The 19,909-nt window shown below is 68.3% G+C and carries 16 protein-coding genes and 1 riboswitch; of the genes, 9 read left to right on the forward strand and 7 right to left on the reverse strand.

Features of this window, described 5'->3' with window-relative positions; genetic code table 11:
• Positions 1 to 2: 2 nt before the first annotated feature.
• Entirely contained in the window at positions 3 to 725 is a 723-nt protein-coding gene (locus ACXDF8_RS12190) for a PGAP1-like alpha/beta domain-containing protein (RefSeq protein WP_457223516.1), read from the forward strand.
• On the opposite strand, the gene ACXDF8_RS12195 is transcribed toward ACXDF8_RS12190, so the two are convergent.
• Entirely contained in the window at positions 722 to 1,975 is a 1,254-nt protein-coding gene (locus ACXDF8_RS12195; protein WP_457223517.1) for a metal-dependent hydrolase family protein, read from the reverse strand. The two genes, ACXDF8_RS12190 and ACXDF8_RS12195, sit on opposite strands and share 4 nt — an antisense overlap.
• Positions 1,972 to 2,775: an exodeoxyribonuclease III gene (locus tag ACXDF8_RS12200; protein ID WP_457223518.1), complete on the reverse strand. Its 804-nt coding sequence runs from the start codon at positions 2,773 to 2,775 to the stop codon at positions 1,972 to 1,974. Before ACXDF8_RS12200 ends, ACXDF8_RS12195 begins: the two co-directional genes overlap by 4 nt.
• A 51-nt stretch (positions 2,776 to 2,826) precedes the next feature.
• Here ACXDF8_RS12200 and ACXDF8_RS12205 point away from each other — a divergent pair, with 51 nt between their 5' ends.
• Positions 2,827 to 3,666, forward strand: coding sequence for an epoxide hydrolase EphH (locus ACXDF8_RS12205; RefSeq protein ID WP_457223519.1), 840 nt, complete (start codon positions 2,827 to 2,829; stop codon positions 3,664 to 3,666).
• Between the two features lie 21 nt (positions 3,667 to 3,687).
• Here the strand turns inward: ACXDF8_RS12205 and ACXDF8_RS12210 are convergent, their stop codons facing one another.
• Positions 3,688 to 5,916 (reverse strand): NADP-dependent isocitrate dehydrogenase, encoded by a 2,229-nt coding sequence (locus tag ACXDF8_RS12210; protein ID WP_457223520.1) that lies wholly within the window; start codon positions 5,914 to 5,916, stop codon positions 3,688 to 3,690.
• A gap of 182 nt (positions 5,917 to 6,098) precedes the next feature.
• A riboswitch (SAM riboswitch) is annotated at positions 6,099 to 6,217 on the forward strand.
• A gap of 42 nt (positions 6,218 to 6,259) precedes the next feature.
• On the opposite strand from ACXDF8_RS12210, the gene ACXDF8_RS12215 reads away from it, so the two are divergent.
• From ACXDF8_RS12215 to ACXDF8_RS12235, 5 genes are read left to right on the forward strand one after another with little or no spacing between them, the layout of a single operon-like run.
• Entirely contained in the window at positions 6,260 to 7,612 is a 1,353-nt protein-coding gene (locus tag ACXDF8_RS12215) for a bifunctional o-acetylhomoserine/o-acetylserine sulfhydrylase (RefSeq protein ID WP_457223521.1), read from the forward strand.
• Between the two features lie 11 nt (positions 7,613 to 7,623).
• Entirely contained in the window at positions 7,624 to 8,775 is a 1,152-nt protein-coding gene (gene metX, locus ACXDF8_RS12220; protein WP_457223522.1) for a homoserine O-acetyltransferase MetX, read from the forward strand.
• Positions 8,772 to 9,506 carry a class I SAM-dependent methyltransferase gene (locus ACXDF8_RS12225; RefSeq protein ID WP_457223523.1) on the forward strand — a complete coding sequence of 245 codons (735 nt, stop codon included), beginning with the start codon at positions 8,772 to 8,774 and terminating at the stop codon, positions 9,504 to 9,506. The genes metX and ACXDF8_RS12225 overlap by 4 nt, the downstream gene beginning before the upstream one ends.
• A 10-nt stretch (positions 9,507 to 9,516) precedes the next feature.
• A complete protein-coding gene (locus ACXDF8_RS12230) occupies positions 9,517 to 10,713 on the forward strand; it encodes a sensor domain-containing diguanylate cyclase (protein ID WP_457223524.1) in 1,197 nt (398 codons plus the stop codon).
• Between the two features lie 10 nt (positions 10,714 to 10,723).
• Positions 10,724 to 11,896, forward strand: coding sequence for a GGDEF domain-containing protein (locus ACXDF8_RS12235; RefSeq protein WP_457223525.1), 1,173 nt, complete (start codon positions 10,724 to 10,726; stop codon positions 11,894 to 11,896).
• On the opposite strand, the gene ACXDF8_RS12240 is transcribed toward ACXDF8_RS12235, so the two are convergent.
• From ACXDF8_RS12240 to ACXDF8_RS12255, 4 genes are all read right to left on the reverse strand, one after another.
• Complete coding sequence (locus ACXDF8_RS12240) at positions 11,835 to 13,412, reverse strand: FAD-dependent monooxygenase (protein ID WP_457223526.1); 1,578 nt, start codon at positions 13,410 to 13,412, stop codon at positions 11,835 to 11,837. The genes ACXDF8_RS12235 and ACXDF8_RS12240 overlap by 62 nt on opposite strands.
• A complete protein-coding gene (locus tag ACXDF8_RS12245; protein ID WP_457223527.1) occupies positions 13,409 to 14,026 on the reverse strand; it encodes a TetR/AcrR family transcriptional regulator in 618 nt (205 codons plus the stop codon). The genes ACXDF8_RS12240 and ACXDF8_RS12245 overlap by 4 nt, the downstream gene beginning before the upstream one ends.
• Before the next feature lie 72 nt (positions 14,027 to 14,098).
• Positions 14,099 to 14,428 (reverse strand): DUF3017 domain-containing protein, encoded by a 330-nt coding sequence (locus tag ACXDF8_RS12250; protein WP_457223528.1) that lies wholly within the window; start codon positions 14,426 to 14,428, stop codon positions 14,099 to 14,101.
• On the reverse strand, positions 14,428 to 15,273 hold the full coding sequence (locus tag ACXDF8_RS12255; protein ID WP_457223529.1) for a bifunctional methylenetetrahydrofolate dehydrogenase/methenyltetrahydrofolate cyclohydrolase: 846 nt from the start codon (positions 15,271 to 15,273) through the stop codon (positions 14,428 to 14,430). Before ACXDF8_RS12255 ends, ACXDF8_RS12250 begins: the two co-directional genes overlap by 1 nt.
• A 70-nt stretch (positions 15,274 to 15,343) precedes the next feature.
• On the opposite strand from ACXDF8_RS12255, the gene ACXDF8_RS12260 reads away from it, so the two are divergent.
• Entirely contained in the window at positions 15,344 to 16,543 is a 1,200-nt protein-coding gene (locus tag ACXDF8_RS12260) for an NADH:flavin oxidoreductase (RefSeq protein ID WP_457223530.1), read from the forward strand.
• Positions 16,544 to 16,574: 31 nt separating this feature from the next.
• Positions 16,575 to 19,160 (forward strand): FHA domain-containing protein, encoded by a 2,586-nt coding sequence (locus ACXDF8_RS12265; RefSeq protein WP_457223531.1) that lies wholly within the window; start codon positions 16,575 to 16,577, stop codon positions 19,158 to 19,160.
• Positions 19,161 to 19,909 lie beyond the last annotated feature (749 nt).

Consider the following 19,909-nt stretch of genomic DNA (forward strand, 5'->3'; position numbering starts at 1 on the left):
GCATGCTGGCGCTCGCGGCGACGGTGCTGCTCGCCGGCTGCGGGCAGGGCGGCGGGACACCTCAGCCGACGCGGGCCGTGGTCCTGGTCTCAGGTCTGGCCAGCATCAGTCCGTTCACCACCTCGCGCGACGCCTGCGCCGATGGTCTGGCCGCCGGCAGCATCGACCTCGCCGGCGCGCAGCTGGCCCGCTTCATCGGCTGGCTGCACACCGAGCAGCGGATCGACGAAGTCGACCTGGTCGGGCATTCGATGGGCGGGCTGTACGCGCGGGCGGCGGTGCGATCCCTGCGCGACAGCGGTTCTCCGGTCGCGGTGCGATCGTTGACAACGATCGGAACCCCTTGGCAGGGATCGCATCTGGCGGATTTCGCCGAGAACACGCTGCCGATCGACACTTGTCAGGGCGATCGGTTCTGCGAGAGCCAGATGACCGGTTACGCCAAAGACATTGCCGCGGTCTATGTTTCCGGTTCGGCCCGCGAACTCGGCCAGTCGTATCTGACCGGCCCCGCCGGTTGGAACAGCCGCCAGGCCGGTGTCCTGGACCGGGTTCCGGTCACGCTGATCGGCGCAGACCGCTTCACCCGACCCGGCGCCGACCCGGCCGTCTGGCCCAACGACGGGGTCGTCGAGCTGCGCAGCGCCCTGGCGGGCGACGTCGACGACACCCACAGCGACTACGTGTCGCAGTCGCTCGGGGAGCCCACCCGGCAGGGCTGCTAACCGAGGGTGTTCTTGACCACCAGGCCGTCCTTGACGATGACGGACAGACCCGTGTCGGGCTTGGCGAGCACACCGAGATCCGCCGTCGGGTCTCCGTCGACCACCAGCAGATCCGCCCAGGCGCCCGCGGTGATCTCGCCGAGGCGCGCCGACTTGTACGGGTCGCGCTCGCCGGCCAGGCGCAGCAACTGCGCATTACCTGATGTCACCATCTTCAGGGCGTCGACATTGCTGACGTATTCGCCGAGGCGCGCCATCATCTCGCTCTGCCGCGCGACGTTCTCGGGCTCGAACAGCAGGTCGGTGCCCCAGGCGAGCTTCACCCCGTACTTGGTGGCCCACTGGTAGACGTGCGGTGTGCCGCTGCAGATCTCGCGGTTTTTCTCCGCGCTGTCCGGATTGAGAAAGCCGTGGTCGTGTTCGGCGAACGGCTGGGTGGACAACCACACGTCACGCTCGGCCAACAACGCCACGGTGGCCTCGTCGGCCAGGTGGCCGTGCTCGATGGACTTCACTCCGGCCTCCACCGCCCGCCGGATGCCGGTGACGTTGTAGACGTGGGTGGCGACGTACGTGCCGTAGTCGGTGGCCGCCTGCACCGCGGCGGCGATCTCGGCTTGGGTGAACTGCACGGTGTAGAGCGGGTCGTAGAGCGAGGCGGCGCCGCCGCCGGCCATCAGCTTGATCTGCGAGGCGCCGAGTTTGAGCTGTTCTCGCACGGCGGCTAGAACACGCTCGACCCCGTCGGCAACCCGCATGAATCCTATTGTCTCGGCGCGTGATTCGACACCGCCCAGCGCTGTGGGCCGCTCGTAGACGAAACCGAAGTCGCCGTGGCCGCCGGTCTGCGAGATCGCCGCCTGGCTGGGATAGATGCGCGGGCCCAGCGCTGGTTCCCCGTCGATCACCTTCTTGATGCCAGCGGTGTCCCCGGCCATGTCGCGCACGGTGGTGAACCCGCGCAGCAGGGTGCCCTTGGCGCGGGCCAAGGTGGTGGCGGCCAGCTGGGTCTGCGAGGCCATCGCGAGGTCGAGCAGGGTGTTGGCCATCCCGACCAGGTGGGCGTGGGCGTCGATCATGCCCGGCATCAGCACCCGGTCAGCACCGTCGATGACGGTGGTGGCGGCGGATTCGGCGATCGGCGAGGTATCGACGGCGGCGATCGTCGCGCCGTCGACGAGCACGTGGCCGGGCACGACCGACCCGGACAGGCCGTCGAAGATGCGAACGTTCTTGATCAACAGGCTCATTGGAACTCCACGGTCACGGGGGCATGGTCCGACCAACGCAACGCATAGGCCGCCGGCTTCTCGACCCGGGCCGCGACGGCGCGCGCCGCCAGCGGCTCGGTGGCCAGGTGGTAGTCGATGCGCCAGCCCGCGTCGTTGTCGAAGGCCTTCCCACGCCACGACCACCAGCTGTAGGGTCCGGCGACGTCGGGGTGCAGGCGGCGCACCACATCGACCCAGCCGGCGTCCATCAGGTCGGTCAGCCACTGCCGCTCGCTGGGCAGGAATCCGGCCTTCTTCACGTTGGCCTTCCAGGCCTTGATGTCATTCTCGGTGTGGGCGATGTTCCAATCGCCGCAGATCACCGCGTCGCGCCCGTCGGCGGTCAGCTCGGCCATCCGCTTGGCCAGCGCCCCCATGAACCGTTCCTTTTCCAGCTGCCGGTCGGTGCCGGCCTCCCCGGTGTGGACGTAGACGCTGGCGACGGTCGCGCCGGACTCCAGGTCGACCTCGAGGTAGCGGCCGTGCAGCTCGAACTCGGTGGCGGCCAGCCCGATTCGGGCCTGCGCGATCGGGGTGCGGGAGAGCACCGCGACCCCGCTGCGCCCCTTGAGGTGCGGGCAGGCCGAGGCCAGGTGCCAGCCGCCGGCCAGCGCGGGTGCCAGGGCATCGGCAAGCTGTTCGTCGTCGGAGCGGGTCTCTTGCAGACACACCACGTCGGACGTGGTGTTCGACAGCCAGGCGAGCAAGCCGAGGTTCTCGGGCGAACGTTCGCGTACCGCGGCGCGCACGCCGTTGACATTGATGGTGGTCACGATCACGGAATCAAACCTATCTTGCGATACCGGCGGTATCGCCTTTACGGTCGGGGGGTGGCCTCACGCGAACCCATCCACGCCGGGTCCGGCGAACCGATCCTGCTGCTGCACCCCTTCATGATGTCGTCCTACGTCTGGTTCGGTGTCGCGCCCCGGCTGGCCGACAGCGGCCGTTACGAGGTGTTCGCGCCGACGATGGCCGGCCACAACGGCGGCCCGCACAGCCGATCGTTCTTCCTGGACACCAACACCCTGGCCGATCACGTCGAACGGCAGCTCGACGAGCTCGGTTGGGACACCGCCCATGTCGTCGGCAACTCGCTGGGCGGCTGGGTGGCCTTCGAGCTGGAGCGACGCGGCCGCGCCCGCACCCTGACCGCGATCGCACCGGCCGGCGGCTGGCACCGCTGGTCGCCGGTCAAGTACGAGATCGTCGGCAAGTTCGTCGCGGGAGCCCCGGTGTGGCTGACCGCCCTGCTGCTGCGGGACCGGGCGCTGCGCCTGCCAGGGGCGAGGGCCGCCGCCAGCGTGCCGATCAGCGCCACGCCGGCCGGGCTGACCGACGAGCAGCTGCACGAGATCATCGACGACGTCACGCATTGCCGGGCGTACTACCAGCTGTTGATCAAGGCCCTGCTGATGCCGGGGCTGATGGAGCTGACCGAGACCAGTACCCCGACGCACCTGGTCGTCTGCGAGCGCGACCGGGTGCTGCCGCATCCGCGGTTCACCAAGCACTTCCTCAAGCACATCCCGGCCATCGACAAGGTCACCCAGCTCGACGGCGTCGGGCACATCCCGATGTTCGAGGCGCCGCAACGGGTTACCGACCTGATCGCCGACTGGGTCGACCAGCACGCGCCACCGGCGCGGCAGATCAACCCCGCCGGCTGACACTTCCTTCGCGCGGTGCGACTAGGTAGTCAGCGCCTCGTTGAAGGTCTTGCTCGGCCGCATCACGGCAGTGGTCTTCTCCGGGTCCGGGTAGTAGTAGCCGCCGATGTCGACCGGCTGGCCCTGTACCGCGTTGAGCTCGGCGACGATGATGTCCTCGTTGTCGGCGAGCGTCTTGGCCAGCGGGGTGAAGTACTGGGCCAGTTCCTGGTCCTCGGTCTGCGCGGCCAGTTCGGCCGCCCAGTACAGCGCCAGGTAGAACTGGCTGCCGCGGTTGTCCAGCTCGCCGGTCTTGCGCGAGGGACTCTTGTTCTCCTCCAACAGCTTTCCGACGGCGGTGTCCAGGGTGGTCGCCAGCAGCTTGGCCTTGGCGTTGCCCGTTTTGTTGCCCAGATCCTCCAGGCTGGCACCGATCGCGAGGAACTCGCCCAGGGAATCCCAGCGCAGGTGGTTCTCCTCCACCAGCTGGCTGACGTGCTTGGGCGCCGACCCGCCGGCACCGGTCTCGTACATGCCGCCACCGGCCATCAGCGGCACGATAGAGAGCATCTTGGCGCTGGTGCCCAGTTCCAGGATCGGGAACAGGTCGGTCAGGTAGTCACGCAGGATGTTGCCGGTCGCCGAGATGGTGTCGCGCCCGCGGATCAACCGCTCCAGGGTGTACCGCATGGCCCACACCTGCGGCAGGATCGTGATCTCCAAGCCCTCGGTGTCGTGTTCGGCGAGGTAGGTCTTCACTTTCTCGCGCAGTTCGTTCTCGTGCGGGCGCTCGTCGTCCAGCCAGAACACCACCGGCATCCCGGAGACCCGCGCCCGGTTGACCGCCAGCTTGACCCAGTCACGGATCGGGGCGTCCTTCACGATCGGCATCCGCCAGATGTCGCCCTCTTCGACGTTCTGGCTCAGCAGCACCTCACCGGTGTCGACGTCGACGATGTCGGCGACCCCAGCCGACGGGATCTCGAACGTCTTGTCGTGGCTGCCGTACTCCTCGGCCTTCTGCGCCATCAATCCGACGTTGGGAACCGTGCCCATCGTGGTCGGGTCGAACTGGCCGTGGGTCTTACAGAAGTTGATGACTTCCTGGTACATGCGCGAGAAGGTCGACTCGGGGTTGACGGCCTTGGTGTCCTTGGTGCGGCCGTCGGCGCCGTACATCTTGCCGCCCAGGCGGATCATCGCCGGCATCGACGCGTCGACGATCACGTCGCTGGGCGAGTGGAAGTTCGAGATGCCCTTCGCCGAGTCCACCATGGCCAGTTCGGGCCGGTGCTCGTGGCACTTGTGCAGGTCCTCGATGATCTCCTCGCGCTGCGAAGCCGGCAGCGCCGCGATCTTGTCGTACAGATCCGACAGGCCGTTGTTGACGTTGACGCCCAGCTCGTCGAACAGCTTTCCGTGCTTGGCGAAGGCGTCCTTGTAGAAGACCTTCACCGCGTGCCCGAACACGATCGGGTGGCTCACCTTCATCATGGTGGCCTTCACGTGCAGCGAGAACATCACGCCGGTTTTGTAAGCGTCCTCGATCTGCTCCTCGTAGAAGTCGATCAGCGCCTTCTTGCTCATGAACATGCTGTCGATGACGTCGCCCTCGTCGAGGGACACCTCGGGCTTGAGCACGATGGTCTCGCCGCTGGAGCTCTTGAGCTCCATCCGCACCTTGCGCGACTTGTCCAAGGTCAGCGACTTCTCACCGTGATAGAAGTCGCCGTGCTTCATAGTCGCGACGTGCGTGCGCGAGGCCTGCGACCACTGCCCCATGCTGTGCGGGTGCTTGCGGGCGAACTCCTTGACCGCATTCGGCGCACGCCGGTCGGAGTTACCTTCGCGCAGAACAGGATTGACCGCGCTGCCGAGGACCTTCGCGTAGCGGTTCTTGATCTCGCGCTCTTCGTCGGTCTTGGGGTCGCCGGGGTAGTCGGGGATGGCGTAGCCCTTGGCCTTGAGCTCCTTGACGGCGGCAGCCAGCTGGGGCACCGAGGCAGAGATGTTGGGCAGCTTGATGATGTTGGCGCTCGGGTCCTGGGTCAACGCGCCGAGTTCGGCGAGGTTGTCCGGGACACGCTGCTCCTCGGTCAGGTAGTCGGAGAACTCGGCCAGGATCCGCGCCGCCACCGAGATGTCGCTGGAACGCACCTCGATGCCCGCAGGCTCCACGAACGCCCGAAGCACCGGCAGGAAGGCGTACGTCGCGAGCAGCGGCGCCTCGTCGGTGAGCGTGTAGATGATGGTGGGCTGCTCGTCGCTCATGTGCTGTTCTCTCCGCGTCGTCGTCAGTCAGGTTCGCCTAGCGGCTATCAGTATCGCGTCGCACCCGACGCTACGTGATCGCGGTCGCCCGATCAGCTGCGAGGTCTACGTCACAGTGCATGCTCCCGGCGCCGGGAAATCCCGCTGGCCTCCGGTTACACAGGTGCGCTAGGCTTTGTGTCGGTCATGAGCGCCAGCGTCAAGCCCCGGCTCGCTGGCCGGCAACCCTCCAACCGCGGTGGGGTGCTCCGGGTGAAGACCAGGTTGAGTAGCCGATAGCGGCTACCGGCAAGCGCGGGTCCGTACTGACGGGCCCCCAGACACAGATGGAGGTCCTTTTCTCATGAGCACACCCGACATCGACGACCCGAGCGCCCGCTGGTCGTTCGAGACCAAGCAGATCCACGCCGGCCAGACCGCAGACGCCGCGACGCACGCCCGGGCCCTGCCGATCTACCAGACCACCTCCTACACCTTCGACAGCACCGATCACGCCGCCGCGCTGTTCGGGCTGGCCGAGCCGGGCAACATCTACACCCGGATCATGAATCCGACCCAGGACACCGTCGAGCAGCGCATCGCCGCCCTGGAAGGGGGCGTCGCCGCCCTGCTGCTGGCCTCCGGCCAGGCCGCGGAGACGTTCGCGATCCTCAACATCGCCGGCGCGGGCGATCACCTCGTGTCCAGCCCGCGGCTCTACGGCGGCACCTACAACCTGTTCCACTACACGCTGCCCAAACTGGGCATCGAGACCACCTTCGTCGAGGACCCCGACGACCTGGACTCCTGGCAGTCGGCGGTGCGGCCGAACACCAAGGCGTTCTTCGGCGAGACGATCTCCAACCCGAAGATCGACATCCTCGACATTCCCGGCGTGGCCGACGTGGCCCACCGCAACGGGGTGCCGCTGATCGTCGACAACACCATCGCGACGCCATACCTGATCCAGCCCATCGCCCACGGCGCCGACATCGTCGTCCATTCGGCCACCAAGTATCTGGGTGGGCACGGCACCGCGATCGCCGGTGTGATCGTCGACAGCGGCAAGTTCGACTGGACCGGCGGGCGGTTCCCCGGCTTCACCGAGCCCGACCCCAGCTACCACGGTGTGGTGTTCGCCGACCTCGGTGCGCCGGCCTACGCACTCAAGGCCCGGGTCCAGCTGCTGCGCGACTTGGGGAGCGCAGTCGCACCGTTCAATGCCTTCCTGATCGCTCAGGGCCTGGAGACGCTGAGCCTGCGCATCGAACGGCACGTCGCCAACGCCCGCAGGGTCGCCGAGTACCTGGCCAACCACCCAGACGTGGTCTCGGTGAACTACGCCGGCCTGCCCGACTCCCCCTGGCACGAGCGGGCGAAGACGTTGGCGCCCAAGGGAACCGGTGCGGTGCTGGCCTTCGAGCTGGCTGGTGGTGTCGAAGCGGGTAAGGCGTTCGTCAACGCCCTGCAATTGCACAGCCACGTCGCCAACATCGGTGACGTTCGCTCGCTGGTGATTCATCCAGCATCGACCACCCACCAACAGCTGTCCGCCGAGGAGCAGCTGGCCACCGGCGTCACGCCGGGGCTGGTCCGGCTGGCCGTCGGCATCGAGGGTATCGACGACATCCTCGCCGACCTGGATCGCGGATTCGCCGCCGCCAGGTCGCTCTCCGGTGTCGGCGCCACGGACCCGCGGGCCGTGGCGGCCGTTTGAGTGAGCCGGACATGACACTCTCCGATGAGCGCCTCGTGACGCTGCCGGCCGAGGGCGAGGTCGGCATCGTCGACATCGGTCCGCTGACCCTGGAAAGCGGCGAGGTGCTCCACGACGTCTCGATCGCGGTGCAGCGGTGGGGGGAACTCTCCCCCGCGCGCGACAACGTCGTGGTGGCCCTGCATGCGCTGACCGGAGACTCCCACCTCACCGGCCCCGCCGGTCCGGGTCATCCGACCCCGGGTTGGTGGGACGGCATCGCCGGGCCGGGCGCGCCGATCGACACCGATCGCTGGTGCGCGGTGGCCACCAACGTGCTCGGTGGCTGTCGCGGCTCAACGGGCCCAAGCTCCCTGGCCCGCGACGGCAAACCGTGGGGCTCACGGTTCCCGATCATCACCGTGCGCGACCAGGTCAACGCCGATGTCGCGGCGCTGGCCGCGCTCGGTATCACCGACGTCGCCGCGCTGGTGGGCGGCTCGATGGGCGGCGCCCGTGCGCTGGAGTGGATGGTCGCCTACCCCGACCGGGTCCGGGCCGCGCTGGTGCTGGCGGTCGGTGCGCGCGCGACCGCCGACCAGATCGGGACACAGAGCACCCAGATCGCGGCCATCAAGGCCGACCCGGACTGGCAGGGTGGGGACTACCACGGCACCGGCCGCTCCCCCGACGTCGGGCTGCAGCTGGCGCGACGGTTCGCCCACCTGACCTACCGCGGTGAGGTCGAACTGGACAGCCGGTTCGGCAACGACGCCCAAGCTGACGAGGATCCGTTGACCGGCGGCCGGTACGCGGTGCAGAGCTACCTGGAGTACCAGGGCGCCAAGCTCGTCGAGCGGTTCGACGCCGGCAGCTATGTGACGCTGACCGAGACGCTGTCCAACCACGACGTGGGGCGCGGCCGTGGCGGGGCGGCTGCGGCGCTGCGCTCCTGTCCGGTGCCCACCGTCGTCGGCGGGATCACCTCCGACCGGCTCTACCCGCTGCGGCTGCAGCAGGAGCTGGCCGATCTACTGCCGAACTGTGCCGAGCTCAACGTGGTCGAGTCGATCAGCGGGCACGACGGGTTCCTGGTGGAGACCGAGGCAGTCGGCCGGCTGATCCGCCGCACACTCGAGCTGGCCGACGGCAGCGCCCCGACCAGAGGCTCCGTAGCGCCGTGACCGGGTCGCGGCAGGACCGTTCGCTGTCCTTCGGGTCCGAAGCCGCCGCCTATGAACGTGGCCGGCCGTCGTATCCGCCGGAGGCGATCGACTGGTTGTTGCCGCCCGGTGCGCGCGACGTGCTCGACTTGGGCGCCGGCACCGGCAAACTCACCACCCGGCTGGTGGAACGCGGCCTGGATGTCGTGGCCGTCGACCCGCTGGCCGAGATGCTCGAGCTGCTGAGTTCGGCGCTGCCCGGCACCCCGGCACTGCTCGGCACCGCCGAGCAGATTCCCTTGCCGGATAACAGCGTTGACGCCGTCCTGGTGGCCCAGGCTTGGCACTGGTTCGATCCGCAGCGGGCGGTGGCCGAGGTGGCCCGCGTGCTGCGGCCGGGCGGCAGGCTGGGCCTGGTGTGGAATGCCCGCGACGAACGGCTGGGCTGGGTCAAGGATCTGGGGCGCATCATCGGCCACGAGAACGCCCACCTCAACGACGGCACCACGCTGCCCGAACCGTTCACCGACGTCGCCCGCCATCACGTCGAGTGGACCAGCTACCTGACGCCGCAAGCGTTGATCGACCTGGTGGCGTCGCGTAGCTACTGCATCACCTCTCCGGCGGATGTCCGCAACCGCACCCTCGACGAGGTACGCGAGCTGCTGGCCACCCACCCCGCGCTGGCCAACTCGACCGGACTGGCGCTGCCCTACATCACGGTCTGTATCCGCGCGACGCTGTCTGACTAGGCTGACCGCCATGTTCTCCGCGGAACAGTGGCTGGCGACACTCGGCGCGGCTGGTGTGCCCGCATTTCACTGCCGGCGCTCGGCGGATGGTGTCGCGATCCTGTCCCGCACGCCGGAGTTCATCGGCGTCATGCAGATGTTCGCCGGGCGTCTGGACGAAGCCGGCTTGCTCGCCCGACTGACTGCGCAGTGGCCGACAGCTGACGGGTCTACCCCGCTGGTCATCGCCGCGGCGCAGGAGGACCCGGCGTGGAAGTGCGCGCTGAACGGCGTCGACGGGCAGCCGGGTGACTACCTGGCGATTCTGCGTCTGCCCGAGGAAGAGCAGCCTCCGCACGACGCGTTCTTAACAATCGTGGAGAACCTGCCCGACGTGGTCACCCGATTCGATCGCGAGTTTCGATGCCTGTACGGCAATCCACCGATGGCGCGGCTGACCGGCATTCCCATCGCGGCCCGGCTGGGGCACACGCAGAACGAGGTGGGCACGGCACCGGGGCTCGTGGCCGCATTCCAGGCCGCCTACCAGTGCGTGTTCGACACAGCTGACGCCGTCGAGCTCGAGTTCGACTATGACGGCACGGCGGGGCTGCGCCACTACCTGGGCCGCGGGATGCCGGAATTCGACCACGACGGCCAGGTGCAAGCGGTCCTGTCGGTCGTGCGCGACATCACCGAGGTCAAGCGCCTCGAGCTCCGCCTCGAGCAACTCGCGCGCACCGATCCGCTGACGGCACTGCTCAACCGACGCAGCTTCACCACTCGGCTGGCAGCGGAGCTGGAGCGGGCCCGCGACGGTCGCGGCGGCTTGAGCCTGCTGATGCTGGACCTGGACAACTTCAAGTACATCAACGACCGGTTCGGGCACGTCACCGGTGACCGGGTGCTCGAGGCGGTGGGGCGAATCCTCTTGGAGGAGAGCCGGTCGGAGGATATCGCCGCGAGGCTGGGCGGTGACGAATTCTGCGTCGCCCTGCCCGACACCGATGTAGTCGGCGCCCGGGAGATCGCGACGCGCATCTACCAGCGCGTCGCCGCCATCGCCGGCGACGACGGCCGCCCCCTCGGGATCGGTGTGAGCGTCGGTATCGCCGCAGCCGAGGAACAGGACGCCACCGCGCTGGATCTGTTGTCGCGGGTGGACATGCTGATGTATCGGGCGAAGTCGGGCGGCGCCGACGACTCGCCGATGTCACCGCGGCGCTAGGGTCCCTACGGTGAGCACGGCGGATAATTCGCTCGGCTGGCTTGCCGCCGGCGAGGTGCCGGCCTTCCTGTGCCGCCGCACCCGCAACGGAGTCGAGATTACCTCCACGACGCCGGCATTGCGCGCTGCCAACGGCCCGGACTCGGCGTGGCCCAGCGAGTCGGTTCTGCTACCGATGCTGGAGTCGGCGTGGCCGCATGCCGCCGGCCCCCCGGTGGTGACGCACCCTGCCGAGCAGCCCGACCACCAGTGCGTGTTGTACGCGCTGGACGACCCGCCGACGGCGTGCGTGGGAATCCTGCGGACGATGACCCCGCTCCAGCGCTACAACGAGTCGTTTTTCACCACCGTGCAGGCACTGCCCGACATCGTCGCCCGCCTCGACCGGCACCATCGGCACCTGTACGTCAACCCCACGATCGAGAAGGTCACCGGCATCCCAGCGCAGGCCTTCATCGCCAAGAGCAAGCGGGAGCTCGGTCTACCCCCGGAAGTTGTGGAGCAGTGGGAAGCGCTGATCGACAACGTGTTGCACAGCGGGGCCGCGGCCGAATTGGAGCACGAGCTGCCCACCGTCCACGGGCCACGTCACTTCCTGACCCGTGCGGTGCCCGAATTCGGGACTGGTGGCGTTGTACAAACCGTGCTGAGCACCTCGCACGACATCACCCAGCTCAAATCTCTGCAACACCAGCTGGCGATCTTGGCCAGCAGCGACCCGCTGACGTCGTTGTTGAACCGGCGCGGCTTCATCGAGCGGGTGGAGTCCGAACTGGTGCGCACCCGAAGCGGCGACGGGCAACTGAGTCTGTTGTTGTTGGATGTCAACAACTTCAAGTCCGTCAACGACACCTACGGTCACATCGCCGGAGACAACGTGTTGATGGCCATCGCAGATGTTCTCGTCCAGGAGATCGGCCCCGACGACTTCGCTGCGCGCATCGGCGGCGACGAATTCTGCGTCGGCCTCGTCGACGGCAATGCCACCCACGCCCCCGACATCGCCGAACGCATCAGACGCCGCGTCGGCGAGCTGGGCGCCCGCGATCTGTGTCCGTGCGGTGTCAGCGTCAGCCTCGGCATAACCTCAGCGGCCGAGGCCGACCACAGCGTGGCCGATCTCATTGCGCGGGTGGACGAGTCGATGTACCGCGAGAAGGTCCGCCGCCCCGACCAGCCCTAGCGGGTCTCGGCGCACCAAACCAGCGCCCGAGCGCCGCCGCAAGACCCTGTTCGTCAGCGAGCCCGAATTCGTCTGTCGCCCAAGCAATGTAGCCGTCCGGCCGGATCAGCATCGCGGCCGGCCCGCCCGCAAGGCGCCCGGCGACGACGTCGACGCGATCGGTGTGGCCGCGGGCGGCTTCGGTCGCCGCACCGCCGGAAAGGTCGAGCAGCACCGGCCGCGCGTCGTGGAGCAATTCGGCCAGCCGGCGCCCGTCGTCGAGGGTCAGTTCGGGCACCAGGTATCCGGACAGCCGGTGATCATCGCCGACGTCGTAGCGCACGTCGGAGCCGGCGAGCAGACCGGCGAAGTAGGCGACGACGTCGGGCAGGTTCATCAGCTCACCGAACAGGGTTCGCAGCGCACCGGTCTCGGGGCCCGGTGACATCAGGGCGATCTGCGCAAGGGAGTGCATCATCACGCGCTGCCCCACCGGATGGCGCTCGGCCTGGTAAGTGTCGAGCAGGCCGGCCGGTGCCCATCCGGCGACGTCCGCGGCAAGTTTCCAACCCAGGTTCAGCGCGTCCTGCAGCCCGAGGTTCAGCCCCGGCCCACCCATTGCCGAATGGACATGGGCGGCATCGCCCAGCAGCAGCGTGCGTCCGCTGCGATAGTGCTCCGCCTGGCGGGTGTTCTGGCCAGCTATGCGACGGAGGGCGTGCGGACCCGGTCCGCGCGGCTCCTCGACGGCGACATCGACGCCCAGCACACGGCGCAGGCTGGCCCGCAGTTCCGCGATCGACATCGGCCCGTGCACGTCGGCCCGACCGTACTCGAGGGTGCCCAGCAGCGCTGCACCCGGCTGGAATGAAGCGAAGATCACCATGCCGTTCTCGAAACGATTGTGACCGAACGGAATCGGGCCGAATCCGGGAACCATCAGGCTGCCGTCGTCGGCCAGCGACTCGGCGGGCAGATGCACGTGGGCCAGCCGCGCGACGGTGTCCGACGTGGTGCCCACAAACTCGATGCCGGCACTTTTGCGCACCAGGCTGCGCCCACCGTCGGCACCCACGAGATAGCCGGCGTTCACGGTGTAGCACCCGCCGCGGCCCGCCACGGTGATCGTCACGTCGTCGGCACCGGGGCGCAGACCGGTCAGCTCGTTGCCCCAGCGCAGGTCGACCCCGAGGTCCAACGCCCGCTGCACCAGGAACCGGACCAGGCGGGGTTGCGGCATCAGCATCGCCCGCATCGGGTTGTCTACTTGTCCGGTCAGATCCAGCGCCATTCCGGAGAACATCCAGCCGACCGCGGGCTGCGGCGGTTCGCCGAAGCCGGTCAGCGGCCCGTACAGCCCGCGCATGTCGAGCGTCCGGACCACCTGGCCCACCAGTCCGTTGGCCTTCGGCTCGTCGCTGGGTCCGGGCTGCGCGTCGAGAACGACAGGAGCAATGCCGGCCAGCGCCAGCTCGCAGGCCAGCATCAGCCCGTTGGGACCGGCACCGACGATGACGACGGGGTGGCTCTCGGTCATCTCGATTTCCTCTGCGGCTCAGGCAGTCCGGCCGTCACGGCGGCGAAGCCGCGGCGGATCAGGCCGGCGATCGGCACCGGCGGATCGGCCGCGAGGTAGGTGTCCATGGCGGCTTCGGCGACCCCGCGGATACTGGCCCCCACCAGTAGGGGATACATGTCACGTACCGGATCGGTACCGGTGCGGTCGGCGATGGCCTGCACCCATTCGGCCATCAGGTCTTTGGCCAGCGCATTGCGTACTTCGACGGCCATGCTCAGCTCAACGAGCTGGTCGAGTTGCTGACGGGTCGGCGCATAGTCTTCGCCCATCTCGGTGAGCAGCGGCTCCAGCACCGACTCGGTGATCGCCGTCCACAGCGGTTCGTCGGCGGGCCGTTCGCGAAACACGGTGATGCTGCGTCGCATTCGCTCCATCTGCCGGTATGCGACCGCCTCGTACTTGCCGGCGAAATAGTTGTTGAACGTCCGCAGCGAGACCCCTGCCCGCTCGGCGATGGCCTCTCGGGTGACGTTGCCAATCCCCCGCTCGACGGTCAGCGCCAGCGCGGCGTCACTGAGCGCCCGCCGCGTTTCGGCCTTCCTGCGCTCCCGCAGACCCGGGCTTTCGGTCATGCGAGCAGGCTACCCACAACTTTGCCCACTGTGCAAGATTGCCCTGTGGGCAAGTTTTGGCCAACTATTCGTTCAGCTCGTGCCCAGTGGGTCGATCGTCCAGGCGATGTAGACCATCACCACGCACACCGTGGTCATCGTGGCGAAATCGACACCGCGGGAACGCACCACCAACAGGCCCGCGCGATCCTCGCCGAGCAGCAGCCGCAGCGCGGCGGCCACCCCGACCCCGATGCCGATCAGCAGCGAACCGCGGCGCCAGAACCCGGCGGCCACCAGCACGAAGGCCACCAAGAAGATCCCAAAGACGCCCAGAATGGGCCACTGCAACCGCGCGACGCGCCGGGTGAAGGCCACCACCTGCGCGCCTGTCGGCGGGCGGCGCCTGGCCCAGGCTGTCATCACGCCCCTTCGGCCAACTCGACGACGTTGGTCAACAGGAACGCCCGGGTCAACGGCCCCACCCCACCGGGGTTGGGCGAGACGTGACCGGCGACCTCCCACACGTCGGGATGCACGTCGCCGGTGAGCTTTCCATCGACCCGGCTCACCCCGACGTCGACGACGGCCGCGCCCGGCCGCACCATCTCGGCGGTCACCAGGTGCGGAACCCCCACCGCCGCGATCACGATATCGGCCTGCCTGGTCAGCTCCGGCAGATCACGGGTTCCGGTGTGGCACAACGTCACTGTCGCGTTCTCGCTACGCCGGGTGAGCAACAGGCCGATAGGCCTGCCCACGGTCACACCGCGCCCGATCACCACCACGTGCGCGCCGGCGATCGACACGTCGAAGCGACGCAACAGGTGCACGATGCCGCGCGGCGTGCAGGGCAGCGGCGCAGCCTTACCGAGCACCAGCCGGCCGAGGTTCGTGGGGTGCAGCCCGTCGGCATCCTTGGCCGGATCCACCCGCTCCAGGGCAGCGTTCTCGTCGAGGTGACGCGGCAGCGGCAGCTGCACGATGTAGCCGGTGCAGTCGGGGTTGGCATTGAGCTCGTCGAGGGTCTCGTCGAGTTGCGTCTGGCTGACGTCGGCAGGCAGATCACGGCGGATCGAGGTGATGCCCACCTTCGCGCAGTCGGCGTGCTTGCCGCGGACATAGGCATGCGAGCCGGGGTCATCACCGACCAACACGGTGCCCAGCCCTGGAGTACGCCCGGCCGCGGCCAGGGCCGCTACGCGGTCCTTCAGATCGACGAAGATCTCGTCGCGGGTGAGCTTGCCGTCTAGGGAGATAGCGACCACGGCGACCATTGTTCCATCGGTCGCCCAGACATCGTTGACAGCATGGCTGACCACGTGGTCAGCTGCGGTTGTGAACAATCCGCCAGATGTGTTCAGCCCGATCCAGCTCGGCCCCATCACGCTGCGCAACCGCATCATCAAGTCGGCCACTTTCGAGGCGCGCACACCCGACGACGTCGTCTCCGACGACCTGATCTCGTTCCACCGGGCGATCGCCGCCGGCGGCGTCGGCATGACCACGGTGGCCTACACGGCGGTGAGCCAGGGCGGCCGCACCAACGGCGGCCAGATCTGGATGCGCCCCGAGGCCGTCCCGGGTCTGCGGCGACTCGCCGACGCCGTGCACGGCGAGGGCGCCGCCATCAGCGCCCAGATCGGTCACGCCGGCCCGGTGGCGAATGCCCGCTCGAACAAGGCAACCGCGCTGGCCCCGGTCCGCTTCTTCAACCCGCTGTCGATGAAGTTCGCCCGGCACGCCACCCGCGACGACATCAACGATGTGATCGCCGCGCACGCGTCAGCCGCCCGGTTCGCGATCGACTCCGGTTTCGACGCCGTCGAGATCCACCTCGGCCACAACTATCTGGCCAGCTCGTTCCTCTCGCCGTTGGTCAACCGCCGGTCCGACGAATTCGGCGGGTCACTGAAGAATCGCGCCAAGGTCGCCCGGGGCATCGTGCTGGCGGTGCGCCGTGAGGTCGAGCGGCTCGGCCCCCCACCCATCGCCGTGACCGCGAAACTGAACATGGCCGACGGGGTTCGGGGCGGCATCAACATCGAAGAGTCGTTGCAGACCGCGAAGTGGCTGCAGGACGACGGCGGCCTGGACGCCATCGAATTGACCGCGGGCAGTTCGCTGCTCAACCCGATGTACCTGTTCCGTGGTGATGCGCCGGTGAAAGAGTTCGCCGCCGCGCAGAAATGGCCGCTGAATTGGGGCATGCGGATGACCGGCACCAAGTTCATGCGCGAATACCCGTATCGGGACACCTACCTGTTGCGCGACGCCCAGCAGTTCCGTAAGGAGCTGACTCTGCCGCTGATCCTGCTGGGTGGGGTGACCAACCGCGAGGCGATGGACCGCGCGATGGCCGAGGGCTTCGAATTCGTCGCGATGGGCCGCGCCCTGCTGGCCGAGCCCGATCTGCTCAATCGCATCCAGGCCGACGGCGCGGCCCATTCTGTGCAGTCGCTGTGTACGCACTGCAACAAATGCATGCCAACGATCTACTCGCGCACCCTTTGTGTCGTGACGGGCGCCCCGGCCTGACGAGCTGACGGCGTCGATACCGATAGAGTTGGTGCCGATGAGTCGACCAGCCGCGCCCGTGTTGACCGTTCGGTACGACGGGTCGGAGCGCACCTTCGCCGCAGGACACGACGTCGTGGTCGGACGCGACCTGCGCGCCGATGTCCGTATCGCACACCCGTTGATCTCACGCGCCCATTTGGTGCTGCGCTTCGACCGCGGCCGGTGGCTCGCGATCGACAACGGCTCGCTCAACGGGATGTTCGTCAACGGCCGGCGCGTGCCGTCGGTCGACATCTCCGACGGCCTCAACGTCAACGTCGGTAATCCGGACGGCCCCGCGATCCATTTTGAGGTGGGCCGCCATCAGGGGTCGGTGGGCCGTCCGCCGCAGACGTCGTCGGTGCAGATCTCGGCGCCACCGTCCTCGCCGTCGTGGCCGGCCAACCCGAGCGTGGGCCCGGCGACCGCCGACGCGTGGCAGCCGTCACAGCCGCAGCCCAGCTATCCGCCGCCGCACCCTCAGCAACCGGCCTACCCCACCAGCGGGTCACGGGCGCAGCCGACCTACCACCCGCCCACCGGATCGGTGCCGGCCGCACCCCAGGCGGCGGCGCCCACTCAGATGCGCCCGGCGGTCGGCAAGTCCGGCGGATCGTCGAATCTCGCGACGTCGATGCTGAAGATCCTGCGTCCCGGCGCCCCCAGCGAGGTGCCGGCCGGCGGGATCAAGATCGGCCGCGCGACCGACAACGACATCGTCATCCCCGATGTGCTGGCCTCCCGGCACCACGCGACTTTGATCCCGACCCCCGCCGGGACGGAGATCGTCGACAACCGCAGCATCAACGGCACCTTCGTCAACGGCACCCGGGTGGACACCGCGCTGTTGAACGACGGTGACACCGTCACGATCGGCAACGTCGACCTCGTCTTCGCCGGTGGCACGCTGGTGCGGCGCACCGAGACCGAGGCGGCCACGGCCACCGGCGGGCTCGACGTGCGGGCGGTGACGTGGACGATCGAGCACAACAAGACCCTGCTGGACAACATCTCCCTGACAGCGCGCCCCGGCACGCTGACCGCGGTGATCGGCCCCTCGGGCGCGGGCAAGTCGACGTTCGCCCGGTTGGTCGCCGGCTACACCCATCCGACCAGCGGCACGGTGACGTTCGAGGGTCACAACATTCACGCCGAGTACGCCTCATTGCGCTCCCGGATCGGGATGGTGCCGCAGGACGACGTGGTCCATGGGCAGCTCACCGTGAACCAGGCACTCATGTACGCCGCGGAACTGCGACTGCCGCCGGACACCACCAAGGAGGACCGCCAGCAGGTGGTCGCCCAGGTGCTCGGCGAACTGGAGATGACCCAGCACGCCAACACCCGGGTGGACAAGCTCTCCGGTGGCCAGCGCAAACGCGCCTCGGTGGCCCTCGAACTGCTGACGGGACCGTCGCTGCTGATCCTCGACGAACCGACCTCGGGCCTGGACCCCGCCCTGGATCGCCAGGTCATGACGATGCTGCGCCAGCTGGCCGACGCCGGCCGTGTGGTGCTGGTGGTGACCCACTCCCTGACCTATCTCGACGTCTGCGACCAGGTGCTGCTGCTGGCCCCGGGCGGCAAGACCGCGTTCCGCGGTTCACCCAGCCAGATCGGTCCGGCGATGGGCACCACCAACTGGGCGGACATCTTCAGCACCGTCGCCGGCGATCCCGACGCGGCCTACCAGCGCTACCTGGCGCACACCGGGCCGACTCCCCCGCCACCGCCGGTGGCGGCGCCGTCCGACATCGGCGAGCCCACCCACACCAGCCTGCTGCGCCAGTTCTCCACGATCGGCCGCCGCCAGATGCGGTTGATCATCTCCGACCGCGGCTATTTCGCGTTCCTAGCGCTGCTGCCGTTCATCATGGGCGTGTTGTCGCTGTCGGTGCCCGGCACCGTCGGCTTCGGCGTACCCAATCCGCTTGGCGACGCGCCCAACGAGCCGGGCCAGATCCTGGTGCTGCTCAATGTCGGCGCGATCTTCATGGGCACCGCGCTGACGGTGCGCGACCTGATCGGCGAACGGGCGATCTTCCGAAGAGAGCAGGCCGTCGGGTTGTCGACGACGGCGTACCTGCTCGCGAAGGTCTTCATCTACGCCGTGTTCGCGATCGTGCAATCGACGATCGTCACCGCCATCACCGTCGCGGGCAAGGGCTCGCCGACGCAGGGTGCACTGACGTTCCTGCCGCCCACGCTGGAGTTGTTCGTGGTGATGGCGGCGACGACGGTCACCGCGGCGATGGTCGGGCTGGCGCTGTCGGCGATGGCCAAGTCCAACGAGCAGATCATGCCGCTGCTGGTGGTGGCCGTGATGAGCCAGCTGGTGTTCTCCGGCGGCATGATCCCGGTGACCGGCCGGCTGGTGCTCGACCAGTTGTCCTGGATCACCCCGGCGCGGTGGGGCTTCGCGGCCTCGGCCTCGACCGTCGACCTGATCAAGCTGGTGCCCGGACCGCTGACGCCCAAGGACCGCCATTGGGAGCACACCGCGTCGGCGTGGTGGTTCGACATGGCGATGCTGGGGGCGCTGTGCATGGGCTATCTGTCGTTCGTCCGATGGAAGATTCGACTCAAGTCCAGCTAGTCCGCCCAGCGAGCCCCCAGCACTCCCACGTCAGCGGGGCGGCGGGCACACAATGGGGATCACACAGATGTCCGACAGGAACTCTCCCACCGGACCCAGACGGGGGCCTACCGGACCGGGGCCGGGTCCACCCGGCCCGAATCCTCCCGGGCCTCCCGGGCCTCCCGGACCGCCTGGTCCGCCCGGCCCGCAGGGCATTCCCGGTGCGCACACCCCGGGTGGACTTGCCTGCGCCACCGGCGTGACAACGCCGCTGAGCGCGAGCAGGGCCCCACTGCCCGCCATCGCCACGACGACCGCGCGGCCCATCCGGCCCACTGCATTGCGCGACACAGAACTTCTCACTTGATTACCTCGTTTCGAATTAGTTGTCGGCGCCGACAGTGCCGACGACGATCGCCTGGGACGAGGCCGACGGCCTCACCGTTGACCGCCGACCTGAACAGCTCGATCCCGACCCGACGTTGTCGTCGAGGACGTTTGACTCGCGGGATCCTGTGGACCGGACACGCCGACGACGGTCGGCCATGTCCCCGGGGGCGGGCGCCGAAAAGGGCAGGCGGCCACGCGACGACGAGCACGACGTCAGCGAAAGCGCGACGGTCGCCACGCAGATCGGCGAACACCCCACTCGGACAAACCCACTGACTGCCACCTCACCCAACCTTCCGGCTCCGACCAGGTACGAGCCGTACGATATTCAGCGGCGCTATGGGCGGACTGTCGATGACCTAGCAGGGCGATAAGAA

It is taken from the genome of Mycolicibacterium sp. CBM1 (genome assembly GCF_054073305.1).

Excerpts from the sequence above, each read along its gene's own strand:
- ACXDF8_RS12190 (WP_457223516.1), top strand. The coding sequence starts at position 3 with ATGCTGGCGCTCGCGGCGACGGTGCTGCTCGCCGGCTGCGGGCAGGGC.
- ACXDF8_RS12195 (WP_457223517.1), bottom strand. The coding sequence starts at position 1,975 with ATGAGCCTGTTGATCAAGAACGTTCGCATCTTCGACGGCCTGTCCGGG.
- ACXDF8_RS12210 (WP_457223520.1), bottom strand. The coding sequence starts at position 5,916 with ATGAGCGACGAGCAGCCCACCATCATCTACACGCTCACCGACGAGGCG.
- ACXDF8_RS12215 (WP_457223521.1), top strand. The coding sequence starts at position 6,260 with ATGAGCACACCCGACATCGACGACCCGAGCGCCCGCTGGTCGTTCGAG.
- metX (WP_457223522.1), top strand. The coding sequence starts at position 7,624 with ATGACACTCTCCGATGAGCGCCTCGTGACGCTGCCGGCCGAGGGCGAG.
- ACXDF8_RS12230 (WP_457223524.1), top strand. The coding sequence starts at position 9,517 with ATGTTCTCCGCGGAACAGTGGCTGGCGACACTCGGCGCGGCTGGTGTG.
- ACXDF8_RS12240 (WP_457223526.1), bottom strand. The coding sequence starts at position 13,412 with ATGACCGAGAGCCACCCCGTCGTCATCGTCGGTGCCGGTCCCAACGGG.
- ACXDF8_RS12245 (WP_457223527.1), bottom strand. The coding sequence starts at position 14,026 with ATGACCGAAAGCCCGGGTCTGCGGGAGCGCAGGAAGGCCGAAACGCGG.
- ACXDF8_RS12250 (WP_457223528.1), bottom strand. The coding sequence starts at position 14,428 with ATGACAGCCTGGGCCAGGCGCCGCCCGCCGACAGGCGCGCAGGTGGTG.